At 72.0% G+C, this 13,606-nt stretch carries 11 protein-coding genes; 5 read left to right on the forward strand and 6 right to left on the reverse strand.

The window, feature by feature from the left end:
• Nucleotides 1-185 precede the first annotated feature (185 nt).
• The 3 genes from ACIRHA_RS17070 to ACIRHA_RS17080 all read left to right on the forward strand — a co-directional run bounded on the left by ACIRHA_RS17070 (nt 186) and on the right by ACIRHA_RS17080 (nt 4,573).
• Nucleotides 186-1,385 carry an EfeM/EfeO family lipoprotein gene (locus ACIRHA_RS17070; protein ID WP_403846507.1) on the forward strand — a complete coding sequence of 400 codons (1,200 nt, stop codon included), beginning with the start codon at nt 186-188 and terminating at the stop codon, nt 1,383-1,385.
• Nucleotides 1,382-2,608: an iron uptake transporter deferrochelatase/peroxidase subunit gene (gene efeB, locus ACIRHA_RS17075; RefSeq protein ID WP_403845851.1), complete on the forward strand. Its 1,227-nt coding sequence runs from the start codon at nt 1,382-1,384 to the stop codon at nt 2,606-2,608. Before ACIRHA_RS17070 ends, efeB begins: the two co-directional genes overlap by 4 nt.
• A 129-nt stretch (nt 2,609-2,737) precedes the next feature.
• Nucleotides 2,738-4,573 (forward strand): phospholipase C, encoded by a 1,836-nt coding sequence (locus ACIRHA_RS17080; RefSeq protein ID WP_403845853.1) that lies wholly within the window; start codon nt 2,738-2,740, stop codon nt 4,571-4,573.
• A 70-nt stretch (nt 4,574-4,643) separates the two neighbouring features.
• On the opposite strand, the gene ACIRHA_RS17085 is transcribed toward ACIRHA_RS17080, so the two are convergent.
• The 5 genes from ACIRHA_RS17085 to ACIRHA_RS17105 form a co-directional block, all read right to left on the reverse strand.
• Complete coding sequence (locus ACIRHA_RS17085; RefSeq protein ID WP_403845855.1) at nt 4,644-5,057, reverse strand: VOC family protein; 414 nt, start codon at nt 5,055-5,057, stop codon at nt 4,644-4,646.
• 103 nt (nt 5,058-5,160) lie between these two features.
• Nucleotides 5,161-6,273 carry an FAD-dependent oxidoreductase gene (locus tag ACIRHA_RS17090; protein WP_403845858.1) on the reverse strand — a complete coding sequence of 371 codons (1,113 nt, stop codon included), beginning with the start codon at nt 6,271-6,273 and terminating at the stop codon, nt 5,161-5,163.
• A 184-nt stretch (nt 6,274-6,457) separates the two neighbouring features.
• Entirely contained in the window at nt 6,458-7,105 is a 648-nt protein-coding gene (locus ACIRHA_RS17095) for a class I SAM-dependent DNA methyltransferase (RefSeq protein ID WP_403845860.1), read from the reverse strand.
• Nucleotides 7,106-7,239: 134 nt separating this feature from the next.
• Nucleotides 7,240-8,346, reverse strand: coding sequence for an o-succinylbenzoate synthase (menC, locus tag ACIRHA_RS17100; RefSeq protein WP_403845862.1), 1,107 nt, complete (start codon nt 8,344-8,346; stop codon nt 7,240-7,242).
• Complete coding sequence (locus ACIRHA_RS17105; protein ID WP_403845865.1) at nt 8,343-9,143, reverse strand: chorismate synthase; 801 nt, start codon at nt 9,141-9,143, stop codon at nt 8,343-8,345. The genes menC and ACIRHA_RS17105 overlap by 4 nt, the downstream gene beginning before the upstream one ends.
• 116 nt (nt 9,144-9,259) lie before the next feature.
• Between ACIRHA_RS17105 and ACIRHA_RS17110 the strand changes: the two genes are divergently transcribed.
• Nucleotides 9,260-10,837 carry a PucR family transcriptional regulator gene (locus ACIRHA_RS17110; RefSeq protein ID WP_403845867.1) on the forward strand — a complete coding sequence of 526 codons (1,578 nt, stop codon included), beginning with the start codon at nt 9,260-9,262 and terminating at the stop codon, nt 10,835-10,837.
• Here the strand turns inward: ACIRHA_RS17110 and dapE are convergent.
• Nucleotides 10,826-11,911, reverse strand: a complete 1,086-nt coding sequence (dapE, locus tag ACIRHA_RS17115; protein ID WP_403845870.1) for a succinyl-diaminopimelate desuccinylase — start codon at nt 11,909-11,911, stop codon at nt 10,826-10,828. The two genes, ACIRHA_RS17110 and dapE, sit on opposite strands and share 12 nt — an antisense overlap.
• Nucleotides 11,912-12,118: 207 nt before the next feature.
• Between dapE and ACIRHA_RS17120 the strand changes: the two genes are divergently transcribed.
• Complete coding sequence (locus tag ACIRHA_RS17120; RefSeq protein WP_403845872.1) at nt 12,119-13,579, forward strand: APC family permease; 1,461 nt, start codon at nt 12,119-12,121, stop codon at nt 13,577-13,579.
• Nucleotides 13,580-13,606 lie beyond the last annotated feature (27 nt).

Consider the following 13,606-nt stretch of genomic DNA (forward strand, 5'->3'; position numbering starts at 1 on the left):
GCGAGCCAGTCAATCACACGCCGCGACACGCGCCATGGCGTGCGCAAACCTCCGTGCGGGCGGACGAGATGAGGAGCTCTCGTCAACTCTTGGTCATGATTTTCGGTGGACTGCTGTTCGCGTACAGAGCGCCGCTTAGCATCGGCCGTCCCGCACCGTACGACTCCTGGGAGGCCCGGATGCCGATGCCCCGCCCCGGGTGGCGGCGCGGACAACGGTGGCTGATCACGGGCGCACTCGTCGTTCTGCTCTGTCTGCTGGTGGCGAATGTCATCGCGCTCACGCAGCGTCCGCACGACGACACCGGGCCCTCCGGCGCACTGCGGCGCACGCTCGTCGAGGTCTCCGGGAGCCGTTGCGGCGAGGGCTGGGACGCGCCCGCGCCGGGCGTACAGGTCTTCGCGCTGCACAACACCTCCGACGCCTCCGCCGAGGTGTTCCTGGAGAATCCGCGCAGCCACGTCGTGTACGGCGAGGTGGAGGACATCGGGCCGGGTACGACACGGGAGTTGACGGTGCGGCTCGGCAGGGGCGCGTACGCCTTCACGTGCCTGCCGGAGGACGCGGACGCCGTCACCGGCCCCACCGTCCGTATCCACAAGGGCCGTTCGGGGCCGGCCGCCGCACCGGTCACCACGCACGACCTGATCCCGCGGGCGATCGCCTACCAGAAGTGGGTCGGCGACGGCCTCGACAAGGTGGTCCGGCTGACGCGGCACCTGCGCGACGCCGTCGACCGGGGCGACCTCGGCGCGGCCCGCACGTCATGGCTGCCCGCCCACCTCCAGTACGAGCGGATGGGCGCGGCCTACGACGCGTTCGGTGACGCCGACGGGCGGATCAACGGCACGGACGCCGGGCTCCCGGGCGGCACCGGCGACAAGGACTTCACCGGCTTCCACCGCGTCGAGTACGGGCTGTGGCACGGGCAGTCGGCCCACGAACTGCGCGCTCCGACGGCGGCCCTGCTGACGGCGGTCAGCACGCTGCGGGAGGACTGGGCACAGACCCGGATGGACCCGGCTCAACTGGGCCTGCGGGCGCACGAGATCCTGGAGAACACGGTGCAGTTCGAGCTGACAGGGCGTACGGACTTCGGCAGCGGCAGCAATCTCGCCACGGCCCGCGCCAATGTGGACGGGACCCGCGAGGTCCTCTCCCGCCTGCACCCGATCCTGTCCCGGCGTTACGCCCGTCTCCCGGCGCTAGAGCGGGACGTGCGGCGGGCCGGGCAGCGCCTCGACGAGCTGCGCCACGACGGTGACTGGCCGCCGCTGGAGCGGCTGAGCCGCACGCGGCGCGAGCACCTCGACGCCCTGTTCGGCGACCTCGTCGAGCGCCTCGCGTCGGTGGCGACGCTGTGCGATCCGCGGAGGACGGTGTGAGCGGGGCGGGTGGTGTCGGGCGGCGCGGCCTGCTGCGGGGTGCCGCGCTCGCCGGGGTCGGGCTCACCGCGGGTGGGGCCGCACCCCCGGTCGATGCGCCGGGCGGCGTCCCGGTCACGCCGCCCGTCGCCGCGTTCCACGGCGTCCGGCAGGCGTCCGTCGTCGCGGCGCAGCGCCGGGCCACCGCCTTCGTCTCCCTCGATGTCACCGCCGACGGCCGGGCCGAACTCGCGGACGCGCTGCGGACGTTGACCTACCGCTGCCGGTTCCTCGCCGCGGGCGGGACGCCGGAGCCCGCCGGGATCACGGCGCCGCCCGCGGACTCGGGGGTCCTCGGTGAGCGGCTGCCGGGCGGGACGCTGGCGGTGACCGTGGGCGTCGGGGCTTCGCTGTTCGACGACCGGTTCGGGCTCGGCCGGCGCAGGCCGCGCAGGCTCGCCGCGATGCCCACCTTCCCCGACGACGACCTCGCGGCCGACTGGTGCCACGGCGACCTGAGCCTGCAACTGCACGCCGACGACCGGGACACGGTGCTGCACGCGCTGCGCGACATCGCCCGGCACACACGTGGCGCGCTCCAGGTGCGCTGGCGCATGGACGGTTTCACCAGCCCGCCGCGCCCCTCGGGGACGCCGCGCAATCTGCTGGGGTTCAAGGACGGCACCGCCAACCCGGACACCGCCGACGCCCGCGCGATGGACCGTCTGGTGTGGGTCGGCAAGGGGAGTGACGAGCCGGAGTGGGCCGTGGGCGGCAGCTACCAAGTGGTCCGGCTCATACGGATGTTGGTGGAGTTCTGGGACCGGGTCTCGCTCAGCGAGCAGGAGCGGATGTTCGGTCGTTCCCGTACGTCGGGTGCGCCGCTGGACGGCGACGCGGAGCACGACGCGCCGAAGTTCGTCGACGACCCCAAGGGTGACGTCATCCCGCTGGACGCGCACATCCGGCTCGCCAACCCCCGCACACCGCACACCGCGGGCCAGCGGATCCTGCGGCGCGCGTACAACTACGACCGGGGCACGGACGCCAACGGCAATCTCGACATGGGCCTGCTGTTCTGCTGCTACCAGCACGACGTGCGGCGGCAGTTCGAGACCGTGCAGAAGCGGCTCGCGGGCGAACCACTGACCGACTACATCTCCCCGTTCGGCGGCGGTTACTTCTTCGCGCTGCCGGGCGTGCGCGACACGGACGACTGGTACGGCCGCGCACTGCTGTCCTGACCCCGGACCGGACCCAAGAGGAAAAGTTCGGCTCACAGGCGGTCAACATGTGGTCAAGGCCGACCCATTTACATGTACGCGCCATGTTCACTGGAGGCCACTGCAGTTGAGGCCGGAGGTTGAACCCGCATGCCCAGCAAGGCACGTACCTCAGCCAGACGCACGGCGATCCGCACCGTGGGCGCGCTCACGGGCGCCGCCGCGCTCACCTTCTTCGGCGGCGCGTCGCCCACCTGGGCCGCACCCGCCTCCACGGCCACGGCCACCCCGATCAAGCATGTGGTCGTGCTCTTCGACGAGAACAACTCCTTCGACCACTACTTCGCGACGTACCCGAAGGCCGCGAACACCGACGGCACGAAGTTCACGCCGGCCAAGGGCACGCCGAAGAACATCGACACCCTCGCGCACGCGGGCCTGCTGAAGAAGAACCCCAACCAGTACACCCCGAAGCGGCTGACGCCGGACCACGCGGTGACCTGCGACCAGAACCATTCCTACGGGCCCGAGCAGTACGCGTACAACGGCGGCAAGGCCGACAAGTTCGTGCAGAACACCGAGGTCGACAAGTGCAGCGGCGGCCTGTTCGGCGAGCCGGGCCTGGTCATGGACTATTTCGACGGCAACACCGTCACCGCGCTGTGGAACTACGCCCAGCACTACTCCCTGAGCGACCGCTCCTACGGCTCGAACTACGGCCCCTCCACGCCCGGCGCCATCAACCTGGCCTCCGGGAACACCCACGGTGTCATCTCCACCGACCCGGCCTCCGGCACAGAGAATCCGAAGCAGACCGACACACCGGACAAGACCGCGGTCCAGTCGCCCGACGCGCACGGCGTCGGCACGATGATCAATGACCCGGACCCGTCCTACGACGACTGCTCCGACAAGAACCACACCTCCACGAACGCGCTCGCCACGATGCGGGGCAGGAACATCGGCGACCTGCTCAACACCCGGAAGGCGTCCTGGGGTTGGTTCCAGGGCGGGTTCCGGCCGAGCAGCGCGTGGAGCGGCGAGGACGGCTCGTACGCCAAGTGCGAGGACGCGCACGCCAACGTCGGCGGCGCGGCCACACTCGACTACAGCCCGCACCACAACCCGTTCGCCTACTACAAGTCGACGGCGAACCCGCACCACCTCGCGCCCAGGAGCGTCGCGGAGATCGGCCACGCGGGCCGCGCCAACCACAATTACGACCTGACCGACTTCTCGGCCGCCGCAAAGTCGGGCCACCTCCCGGCCGTCAGCTTCGTCAAGGCGAGCGCGTACCAGGACGGGCACGCCGGCTACTCCGATCCGATCGACGAGCAGCACTTCCTGGTGAACCAGATCAACGCGGTGCAGAGCTCGCCGCAGTGGAGGTCGACCGCGATCGTCGTCGCGTACGACGACTCCGACGGCTGGTACGACCACGCCTACATTCCGCCGCGCAACGGTTCGAAGGACACCACGGTCGGCTCCAACGGCAAGGCCGCCGACTCCCCCGCCTGCCAGAACGGCCCTGCGGCGGCCGGGGGTTACCAGGACCGCTGCGGTCCCGGCACCCGGCAGCCGCTGCTCGTGATCTCCCCGTACAGCAGGGTCAACAAGGTCGACCACACCATGACCGACCAGGCGTCGATCATCCGGTTCATCGAGGACAACTGGCACACCGGCCGGATCGGCGACCACTCCTTCGACGCCACTGCGGGCCCGCTGTCCGGCATGTTCGACTTCAAGCACCCCAACAACAGACAGCTGCTGTTGAACGCGGACGGCTCGGTGAAGTCCGACGGGCCGGTCAAGAGCGTCGCCCCCGTCACCACACACATCACGCCGGGCCCGCCGATGGAGAACACGGCCGCGACGACCGACGACTTCCCCGCGCTCCCGGTGAGCCTCGGGGTGGCCGCGCTGCTCGCCACGGGCGCCACCGGCACGTACCTCACCCTGCGACGCAGGCGGCGCACCGCCGTCTGACGCCGCTCCCCCAAGACTGCCCGGCACGGCCCAGCGCCCCCTGGACCGTGCCGGGCGGACCGTGTGCCGGCTACTCGCCGCTGATGTCGACCATCCAGTTGATACCGAAGCGGTCGGTGCACATGCCGAACTCGTCGCCCCACATCTGCTTCTCCAGCGGCACGGCGACCGTCCCGTCGGCGGCCAGCTTCTCCCAGTAACCGCGCAGCGCCCGGGCGTCGTCGCCGCTCACGCTGACCGAGATGTTCGTGCCAGCGGTGTGGTCCATGCCGGGTGGGGTGTCCGAGCCCATGATGGTGAAGCCGTCCGGTGTCTCCAGGAGGGCGTGCATGATCTTGTCGGCGAAGTCCGCGGGCGCCCCGCCGCCACCGGCCTCGCCGAAGGTGTTCAGGGCGAGCTCGCCGCCGAACACCTCCTTGTAGAACTCCATGGCCTGGCGGGCGTCCCCGTTGAAGGCGATGTACGGGTTGAGGCGAGAAGCCACGGGCCGATCCTTTCCACGGGGGGCGCCACGCTGCGCCCCGGCCCTCCGCATTATTCGGCGTCCGCACCGCCCCCGCACGGGGAACACCGGACAGCCGGAACTCTCAGCCGGACTGCTTCTGCCGGGTCAGCTCGTCGAGCATTTCCTGCATCGCGTGGTCGTCGATGTCGGGCCCGTGGGTCTCGGCCGTGCGGACGAACATGGTCTCCTCGTAGGCGCTCAGCGCGGCCTCGACGTCCTCGGGGTGCGCGGCCAGCGCCCTGCCGAGTTCGGCGCCGTCGAGCATCGCCAGATTGGCGCCCTCGCCGTTCGGGGGCGCGAGGTGGGCGGCGTCGCCCAGCAGGGTGACGCCCGGGGCCCGGTCCCAGCGGTGGCCGACCGGCAGGGTGAACAACGGGCGCAGGACCGGTGTGCCGTCCGCCTCGGTGATCAGCGCGGTGAGCTCCGGCGCCCAGCCGTCGTACTCCTTCGCGATCCTCGCTGTGGCCGCGGCGGCGTCGGTGAAGTCGATGGCGTCGAACCACTCCGGAGGCTCGGCGAGACCGATGTAGGCGTGCAGGGTGCCACCCCGCTCCCGGTGGGCGAAGAGCTCCCGGCCGGGCTTGAACGAGATCATCATTCCGTCGCCGACCGCCTTCGCCGTGGCCGGATGCCGGGTGTCGGCCTCGTACAGGTAGGTCTCGACGACCGACTTGCCGCTGTACTCGGGGGTGGCCGGGGAGAGCAGCGGCCGGATCCGTGACCAGGCGCCGTCCGCGCCGACCAGCAGGCCGGTGACGACGCCGGTGCCGTCCGCGAAGGTCACCTCGTGGCGGCCGTCCCCGAGGGCGCGGGCGCCGGTGACCTTGTGGCCCCAGTGGACGGTGCCCGGAGGGAGGGAGTCGAGGAGGATTTGCCGCAGCTCGCCCCGGTAGACCTCGGGACGGCCGCCCGTTCCGTCGTCGGCCTGCTCGTACAGCAGGGTGCCGTCCGGGTCGAGGACCCGCATGGCCTCGTGGCCCTCCAGGACGAGGCCGCGGAACTCCTCCATCAGGCCGGCGGCCTCGACGGCGAGCTGACCGTTGTAGTCGTGGATGTCGAGCAGGCCGCCCTGCGAGCGGTCGGCCGGGGAGGCCTCCGCCTCGTGGACGGTGACGGGTATGCCGTGCAGGTGCAGGACGCGGGCGAGAGCGAGGCCGCCGAGACCGGCGCCGATGATCGTGACGTCGTGGGTCATGAGGGGTCCTTCCGGATCGTGCGTGGGCCGCAGGTTGGGATGCCCGCGACCGGCGCCGCTGTTGCGCGACGCCGACCGGCACCAATCTCCCTGCGGCCCACGACAGATCACCTACACACCACCGACCGCCGCCGACAGCTCACCGACAGCGGCCCCATCGGCGGGAGCCCGCCGCGCGGATCCGTCAGCGCAGCACCTCGAGTGCCCAGTAGTCCGCGGGCCCTTCGGCCGTGTACGGCACGTCCTGCCGACGCTCGACGACCTTGAGGGCGCCGTCGTCCGCCTGCCCCTGCACGTACTCGACGAAGTCCGAGCCCGCGAGGTACTTGGAGAAGGTGCTCATCAGGACGAGGCCGCCGGGCCTGGTGACGCGCAGCAGGCCGCGCAGTGCGGGCGGGGGGACGTGTCCCAGCGTGAACACACCGCACGACACGACGACGTCGTAGCTGTCGTCGGCGAACTCCACCAAGCCCTGGTTCATGTCCACGCCCGCGGTGAGCGAACGGTAGATCCCGGTCTTGCGGGCCTCGGTCACCATGCCTTCGCTGAGGTCGAAGCCGTCGATCACCGACACACCACGCCGCGACAGCACCGCGCCGACGAGGCCGGTTCCGCAGCCGGCGTCGAGGACCACGGACCCGGCCCCGACGGCTCCGGGATGGTCGCCCGCCAGTGAGCCGAACAGTTCGCCGATCTCGTGCGGACCTCGGTAGTCGGTGGTCCGCAGATCCTCGTCGTACGAGGCCGCCCAGTCTCCGTAGTACGTGTCGATGCGGTCGGGAATCCCATCGAGACCGTGCGCCCGCTTGATCCGGTCCTGACTCTCTGACACCCAAGTCTCCCTTGTCGTCGGACAGTTCACGCCACCGGCGGCCCTGGAGGGACCCGCGCCCGGTGACGCCCTTCACGCCGCTACCCAGGAAGGACGCCCCCGAACTCCCGACCGGGGCCGTATACGAGCCCCGCCTACAGCACGTGTGTGGCGGTGGTGAAGCGCGCCAGCGTGTCCGGCAGCGGGTCGATGCCGATGCCGGGGCCCGACGGCACCGTCAGACAGCCGTCCTTGTCGAGCACGAACGGCTCGGTGATGTCCTCGGCGTAGTACCGGCTGGAGGCCGAGGTGTCGCCGGGGAGGGTGAAGCCGGGCAGTGCCGCAAGGGCCAGGTTGGGGGCGCGGCCGATGCCCGTCTCCAGCATGCCGCCGCACCACACCGGCACACCGTTCGCGACCGCCACGTCGTGGATGCGGCGGGCCTCCAGGTAGCCGCCGACACGGGCCGGCTTGACGTTGATGATCCGGCAGGCCTCCATGGCGATGGCGGTGGCGGCATCACGCGCGCTGTGGATCGACTCGTCCAGGCAGACGGGGGTGTTGATGCGCTGCTGGAGCCGGGCGTGGGCGCGCAGATCGTTCTCGGTGAGCGGCTCTTCGATGAGCAGCAGCCCGAACTCGTCCAGTTTCCGCAGGTGTTCGGCGTCGGCGAGCGTGTACGCGGTGTTGGCGTCCACCTGCAGCGGCAGCGCGTCGCCGAAGCGCTCGCGCACCGCGCGCAGCGGCTCCAGGTCCCAGCCGGGCTCGATCTTCAGCTTGATCCGGACATAGCCCTCGGCGAGATACTCCTCGACGTCGTCGAGCAGCTCCGGGATGGAGTTCTTGATGCCGACGGAGACACCGGCGGGCACTCGCTGTCCGGTGGTGGAGCCCAGGTAAGTAGCCAACGGCATTCCGTAGGCGCGCAGTTCGGCGTCGAGCAGCGCCGTCTCCAGCGCGGCCTTCGCCAGCTCGTTGCCCTTGACCGGCTCCATCGCCGCCCCGGCGGCCGCCGCTCGCGGCTCGGGCAGCGCCTTCACGCGCGGCAGCAGGAAGTCGCGGATGACGATCTCGGCGCCCGCGATGAACTCGGAGCAGTACAGCGGGTCGGGGTCGCCCGCGAACTCCGACCAGCCCTCGGCCTCGTCGGTCACCACGTGCAGCAGGAAGGCGTCTTTGCTGTCGACGCTGCCGAACGAGGTACGGAACGGCTTGACCAGCGGAATCGCGATGTGCAGCAGCTCTACGCGCTCGATCTTCATGCCTGGTCCTCCTGGGCGGTGAGGCGGGTGCGGTCTGTGAGGTGGGTGAGCAGGTACCAGCCGTCGCGGGACATCGCCGTCGCCCGCATGCCCTCCGCGTACGCCGAGGTGAACACGTCACGCACGGCGTGCCGCCAGCGCAGCGCGGTGTCCGGGTCACTGGCGCGCAGCGCGACGATGTCCTCGGGGACGCGGCACCACAGCCGGGTCGCGTCACGGGCGGCGAGCGGTCCGCCGTCGGGGGCCTTGGCGGTCACGGCGGCCTCGGCGCGGCCCTCGGCGGGGTCCGGGTCCTGAGCGGAGGAGGCCGTCAGGTCCCACAGGGCGGTGAGGCGGTCGGTCTCGTCGCCGTTGTTGATGCCGTCGTCCATCGGCCCGTAGAAGTCGACCTGGTACTCGCCGGCGACCGCGCCGAGCTTCACCAGGTTGAAGCGGGCGTTCCTGGCGACGAGCGGGTCGAAGGTCCAGCGCATGGTGCGGGCGCCGCGTTCCAGGGCCCAGACGCGCTGGGCCTGCTTGACGGCGTGGCCCGTGCCGCGGTCGGAGACGGCCGCCGCGGCGGCGAGCGAGTACACGTCCCGTTCGGCGGGCGGCCCGAACACCGCCACCGACGCACCGACCACGGCGCCGCCCGACCGGGCCGCGTGCACGGCGCCGCCCGCGTGGGCGACGCTGTGCAGCACATCGGTGTGGAAGGGCGGGGCGTCGCGGGGCATCTGCCACACGTCGGCGAGGAAGTCGGCCACCGCCCGCAGTCCCGCCACGTCGTCGACGGTCGAGGTCGTCAGATCGTTCATGCCACGAGTCTCAAGGCGGCCCCTGGGGAGGGCCTTGTGGTGGTGGCCAATCATCGGCCTCTAGCCTGTTGCGATCGGACAATCCCCCGCTCCCGCCGTCGGCGAAAGGTTCACCCATGGACACCTGCACACTGGGCAACCTCCTCGACGCGCTCGGCGGCTCCACGCTGCGCCTGCTCAGCGCCCCGCACGGGCTCACCGTCCCGGTCGCCGACGTATTGCTGCACGATCCGCACGCCCCGCTGCCGGAGCGCGCGCCGGGCGCGCTGCTCCTCGCCGTCGGCGTCCGCGCGGGCGAGGCGGGGCCGCTGGTGCGCGAGGCCGGGCGGGCCGGGATGGCGGGCGTCGTGGTGCGCGGCGACGGGTCGGATGCGGTCCCCGATGCCGAGGCGGCGGGTGCCGCGCTGCTCGGGACGGACCGGGACGCGGCCTGGCACCAGGTGTTCCAGCTGCTGTCGTCCGTCGTCGGGGCGCACGGCGCACGCACGGCGCCGCTGGGCGAGGACGCGCTGCCGGGCGATCTGTTCGCGCTGGCCAACGCCGTCGCGGCGGCCGTCGGCGGGGCGATCGCCGTGGAGGACCTGGGCCGCCAGATCCTCGCGTACTCGACCGTCCCCGGACAGCCGGTCGACGAGACCAGGCGGCAGGGCATCCTCGGCCGCCAGGTCCCCGGCAGCCCGGAGAACGACGATGACTACCGCCTCCTGTACGCCGCCCGGGGCCCGCTCAAAATCCCCGGGGTGACCGCCGACGAGCTGCCCCGCCTGGCCACCAGCGTGCGCGCCGGAGGCGAGCTGCTCGGCTCGATCTGGGCAGTGGACACGGGGAGCCTGGCCGCCGACGCCGAGGACGGGCTGCGTCAAGGCGCCTCGGCCGCCGCGATGCTGCTGCTGCGGGCGCGGGCCACCGACGAGCTGGCCCGACACCTGAGCAGCGACCTGCTGCGCCGCCTGCTCGACGGCTCCATCGAGCCGGCCGCGGCCGCGCACCGTCTCGGCCTCGCGCCGGACGCCCCGGTGCGGGTCGCGGCATTCGCGCTCGCGGGTGCTGCCACCGCGCAGGACGGCGGGCAGGCGGCACTGCGCCTGCTCGACCTCGTACGCCTCCAGTGCCAGACCCGCTACGGGCAGCACGCCTGCGTCCTACTGGACGGCGTGGTGTACGCGCTGCTGCCGGTGGTCGGGGCCGCCGACCACGCCGCCGACCGGCATCTGCGGATCGCCGAGGACATCGTGCGGCGCGCGGAGGAGGCGCTGCGGATCTCCGTGCGGGCCGGGCTCGGACACACGGTGCCGGGCGTCGCCGGGGCCCGGGACTCGCGCGACGACGCCGATCTGGTGCTGCGGGTGCTGAGGGCCGGGCAGGTCGCGGACGCGGGGCAGGTGCGGGCGCGGACCTCGCTGCTCGTCCTCGGCGAATTCCTCGCCGACCGCAGGGACCAGGCGGCCGGGCCCTGGCGGGACGTCCTCGCGCACGACGCCGAGCACGGCACCGAGTACGCCCGCACGCTCATCTGCTGGCTGGACGCGGGCTGCGACGCCGGACGCGCGGCGGAGCGCCTGGTCGTCCACCCCAACACCTGCCGCTACCGGCTGCGCAAGGTGCAGCGGCAGCTCGGCATCGACCTCGACGACCCGGACGAGCGCCTTGTGCTGTGGGTGCAGTTGCGTACGTTGGCGGGGCTACGCGGCTGAGTCCCGGGACAGCAGCCACCCGCGCAGCCGCTCCTCGCACGCCCGCACTTCCGCCATCGGCACGAACTCCCCCGGCGTGTGGGCCAGTTGGGGATCGCCGGGCCCGCAGTTCACTCCCGGTACTCCGAGCGACGCGAAGCGTGCCACGTCGGTCCAGCCGAGCTTCGGCTGCGGTTCGACGCCCAGGGCCTTGACGAGACCGGCGGCCATGGGCCGGTCGAGCCCCGGCAGCGCGCCCGGCTCGACCTCCGTGATCCGCAGCTCGTACTCCGGGAAGAGCCCGCGCAGGTACGCCTGCGCCTCCTCGGGTGAACGGCTGGGCGCGAAGCGGAGGTTGACCTTGACCACACACTCGTCGGGCACGACGTTGGACGACACCCCGGCGCGTACGGCGACGGCGTTGAGGCCCTCGCGGTACTCCAGGCCGTCGATCGTGATCCGCTCCGGGACGTGCGCGTGCAGCCGGGTAAGCACCTCGCCGGCGAGGTGTGCGGCGTTGCTGCCCATCCAGGCGCGCGCGGTGTGCGCCCGCTGCCCCGGCACGACGATGTCGGCGAGGAGGAAGCCCTGACAGCCCGCCTCCACACCGCCGTCGGAAGGTTCGAGGAGCAACGCCAGGTCTCCGTGCAGGAGTTGGGGCCCGCGGGCGGCGATCACGGCGAGCCCGTTGCGGTCGCCGGCGATCTCCTCGCACTCGTAGAAGGCGAAGGTCACGTCGCGGTTCAGCGATTGGCGCGCGCCGGACGCGGCGGCGGCCAGTTTCAGCGCGACCGCCACGCCGCCCTTCATGTCGCAGGCGCCGAGCCCGTACAGCCGCTCTCCGTCCCGGCGCGCCGGGAGGTTGCCGGCCTCCGGGACGGTGTCGAGGTGTCCGGCGAGGACGACCCGTTCGGGGTGGCCGAGGTCGGTGCGGGCGACGACGGAGTTGCCGACGCGCTCGACGTCCAGGCCCGGCAGCGCGCGCAGCGCCTCCTCGACGGCGTCGGCGAGCGGGCCCTCGGCGCCGCTCTCGGAGGGCGTGTCGACCAGCGCCTCGGTGAGTGCGACGACGTCGGCGTCGAGGTCGAGGGGCACGGCTGGTCTCCTTCATGTCTGCGTCGCGGGGTGTCCGCGGGGGTGCGCCCACCATGGTCGGACGACGCCGCGGGCCGCGGGTTGTGACATCGGCCAACACCCCACGTCGCACTCGTGCCGATCGGCCAATGTGCGGGGCCCGCCGGTCCCGAAGGATCCGCACCCTCACCGACCGCTCGCCGTGTCACTCGTCGTACAGGAGGACCCATGGGCCCTGTGGCCACTCAGCTGTGCCGCCGCAAACCTCTGGACAGCATCGTCGCGGATGCCGAGGGCACGGCGCACGACGGCCCCCGCCTGGAACGCACCATGGGTCTGGGGCGGCTGACGCTGCTCGGGATCAGCTCCGTGCTCGGCACCGGCATCTTCTTCGTCCTCGGCACCAGTGTGCCCACGGCCGGTCCCGGCGTCGTGCTGTCGTTCGTCATCGCGGGCACCGTCGCCGCGCTCGCGGCGCTCTGCTACGTGGAGTTGGCCGGGGCGATCCCGGTGGCGGGCAGCACCTACTCGTACGCGTACGCCTCCCTCGGTGAGGGCATCGCGTACCTGGTGGCCTGGTGTCTGGTCCTGGAGTACGGGGTGGCGGTGTCCACGGTCGCGGTCAGCTGGGGCCAGTACCTGAGCGAGGTCTCGGACGCACTCTTCGGTGTCACGCTGCCCGCCGCGATCAGCCAACCGCCGGGCGCGGGCGGCCTGGTGAACATCCCGGCCATCGTGGTCGTCCTCGCATGCACGGCGTTGCTCGCCCGCGGCACCCGCGAGTCCATCCTGGTGAACTCGATCCTGGTGTGCGTGAAGCTGGGCGTCCTCGTGATGTTCGTGGCGGTGGCGCTCACCGCCTTCCAGGCCGACCGCTTCACCGACTTCGCCCCGCACGGCGTCGGCGGCATCACGGCGGCGGCCTCCGCGGTCTTCTTCTCGTACGTCGGTTTCGACACGGTGTCGACGGCGGGCGAGGAGGTCCGCAACCCACGCCGCACCATCCCGCTGGCCCTCCTGCTGACTCTCCTCGTGGTAACAACCCTTTACATCCTGGTCGCGGTCGCCGGCATCGGCGCGCAGCCGGAGGGTGCCTTCGCGCGTCAGGAGGCGGCCGGCGAGGCGGTGCTCGCGTCGATCCTCACCTCGGTCACCGGCTCCGGCACGGCCGCGCTCGTCCTGTCGGCCGGGGCGGTCGTCTCCATCTTCAGCGTCGTCCTCGTCACCCTCTACGGGCAGACCCGCATCCTGTTCTCGATGGCGCGGGACGGCCTGGTGCCTCAGATCTTCCGCCGGGTGGACCGCAAGCGGCACACCCCCGCGGCCAACTCCTGGATCGTGGGCGTCGGGGTCGCCGCCCTTGCCGGCTTCGTCCCGCTCCAGGAACTGGCCGACCTGACCAGCATGGGCACGCTGATCGCCTTCGTGGCGGTGGCCGCGGCGGTGATGGTGCTGCGCCGCATCGCCCCCGACGCCCCACGCCCCTTCCGGGTCCCCCTCTACCCGGTGGTCCCGATCCTCACCGCGGCCGCCTGCGCCTACCTCGCCTACCAACTGCCGGGCCTGACCTGGACGTTGTTCCTGTGCTGGCTGGCCCTGGCGGCCGCGCTGTACCTGGCGTTCGGGCGGCGCAGGTCGGCGCTGCGGGAGGGGGTCGGGCGGGAGACGGAGCCGACGGCGGCGCACTGACCGGCCGGTCGCTGACATCCCCGCGTG

The sequence above is a fragment of the Streptomyces sp. NPDC102360 genome (assembly GCF_044766085.1).
In the GTDB taxonomy this organism is placed as follows: Bacteria; Actinomycetota; Actinomycetes; order Streptomycetales; family Streptomycetaceae; genus Streptomyces.

Excerpts from the sequence above, each read along its gene's own strand:
- ACIRHA_RS17110 (WP_403845867.1), top strand. The coding sequence starts at position 9,260 with ATGGACACCTGCACACTGGGCAACCTCCTCGACGCGCTCGGCGGCTCC.
- ACIRHA_RS17120 (WP_403845872.1), top strand. The coding sequence starts at position 12,119 with ATGGGCCCTGTGGCCACTCAGCTGTGCCGCCGCAAACCTCTGGACAGC.
- ACIRHA_RS17080 (WP_403845853.1), top strand. The coding sequence starts at position 2,738 with ATGCCCAGCAAGGCACGTACCTCAGCCAGACGCACGGCGATCCGCACC.
- ACIRHA_RS17105 (WP_403845865.1), bottom strand. The coding sequence starts at position 9,143 with ATGAACGATCTGACGACCTCGACCGTCGACGACGTGGCGGGACTGCGG.
- ACIRHA_RS17090 (WP_403845858.1), bottom strand. The coding sequence starts at position 6,273 with ATGACCCACGACGTCACGATCATCGGCGCCGGTCTCGGCGGCCTCGCT.
- ACIRHA_RS17070 (WP_403846507.1), top strand. The coding sequence starts at position 186 with ATGCCCCGCCCCGGGTGGCGGCGCGGACAACGGTGGCTGATCACGGGC.
- menC (WP_403845862.1), bottom strand. The coding sequence starts at position 8,346 with ATGAAGATCGAGCGCGTAGAGCTGCTGCACATCGCGATTCCGCTGGTC.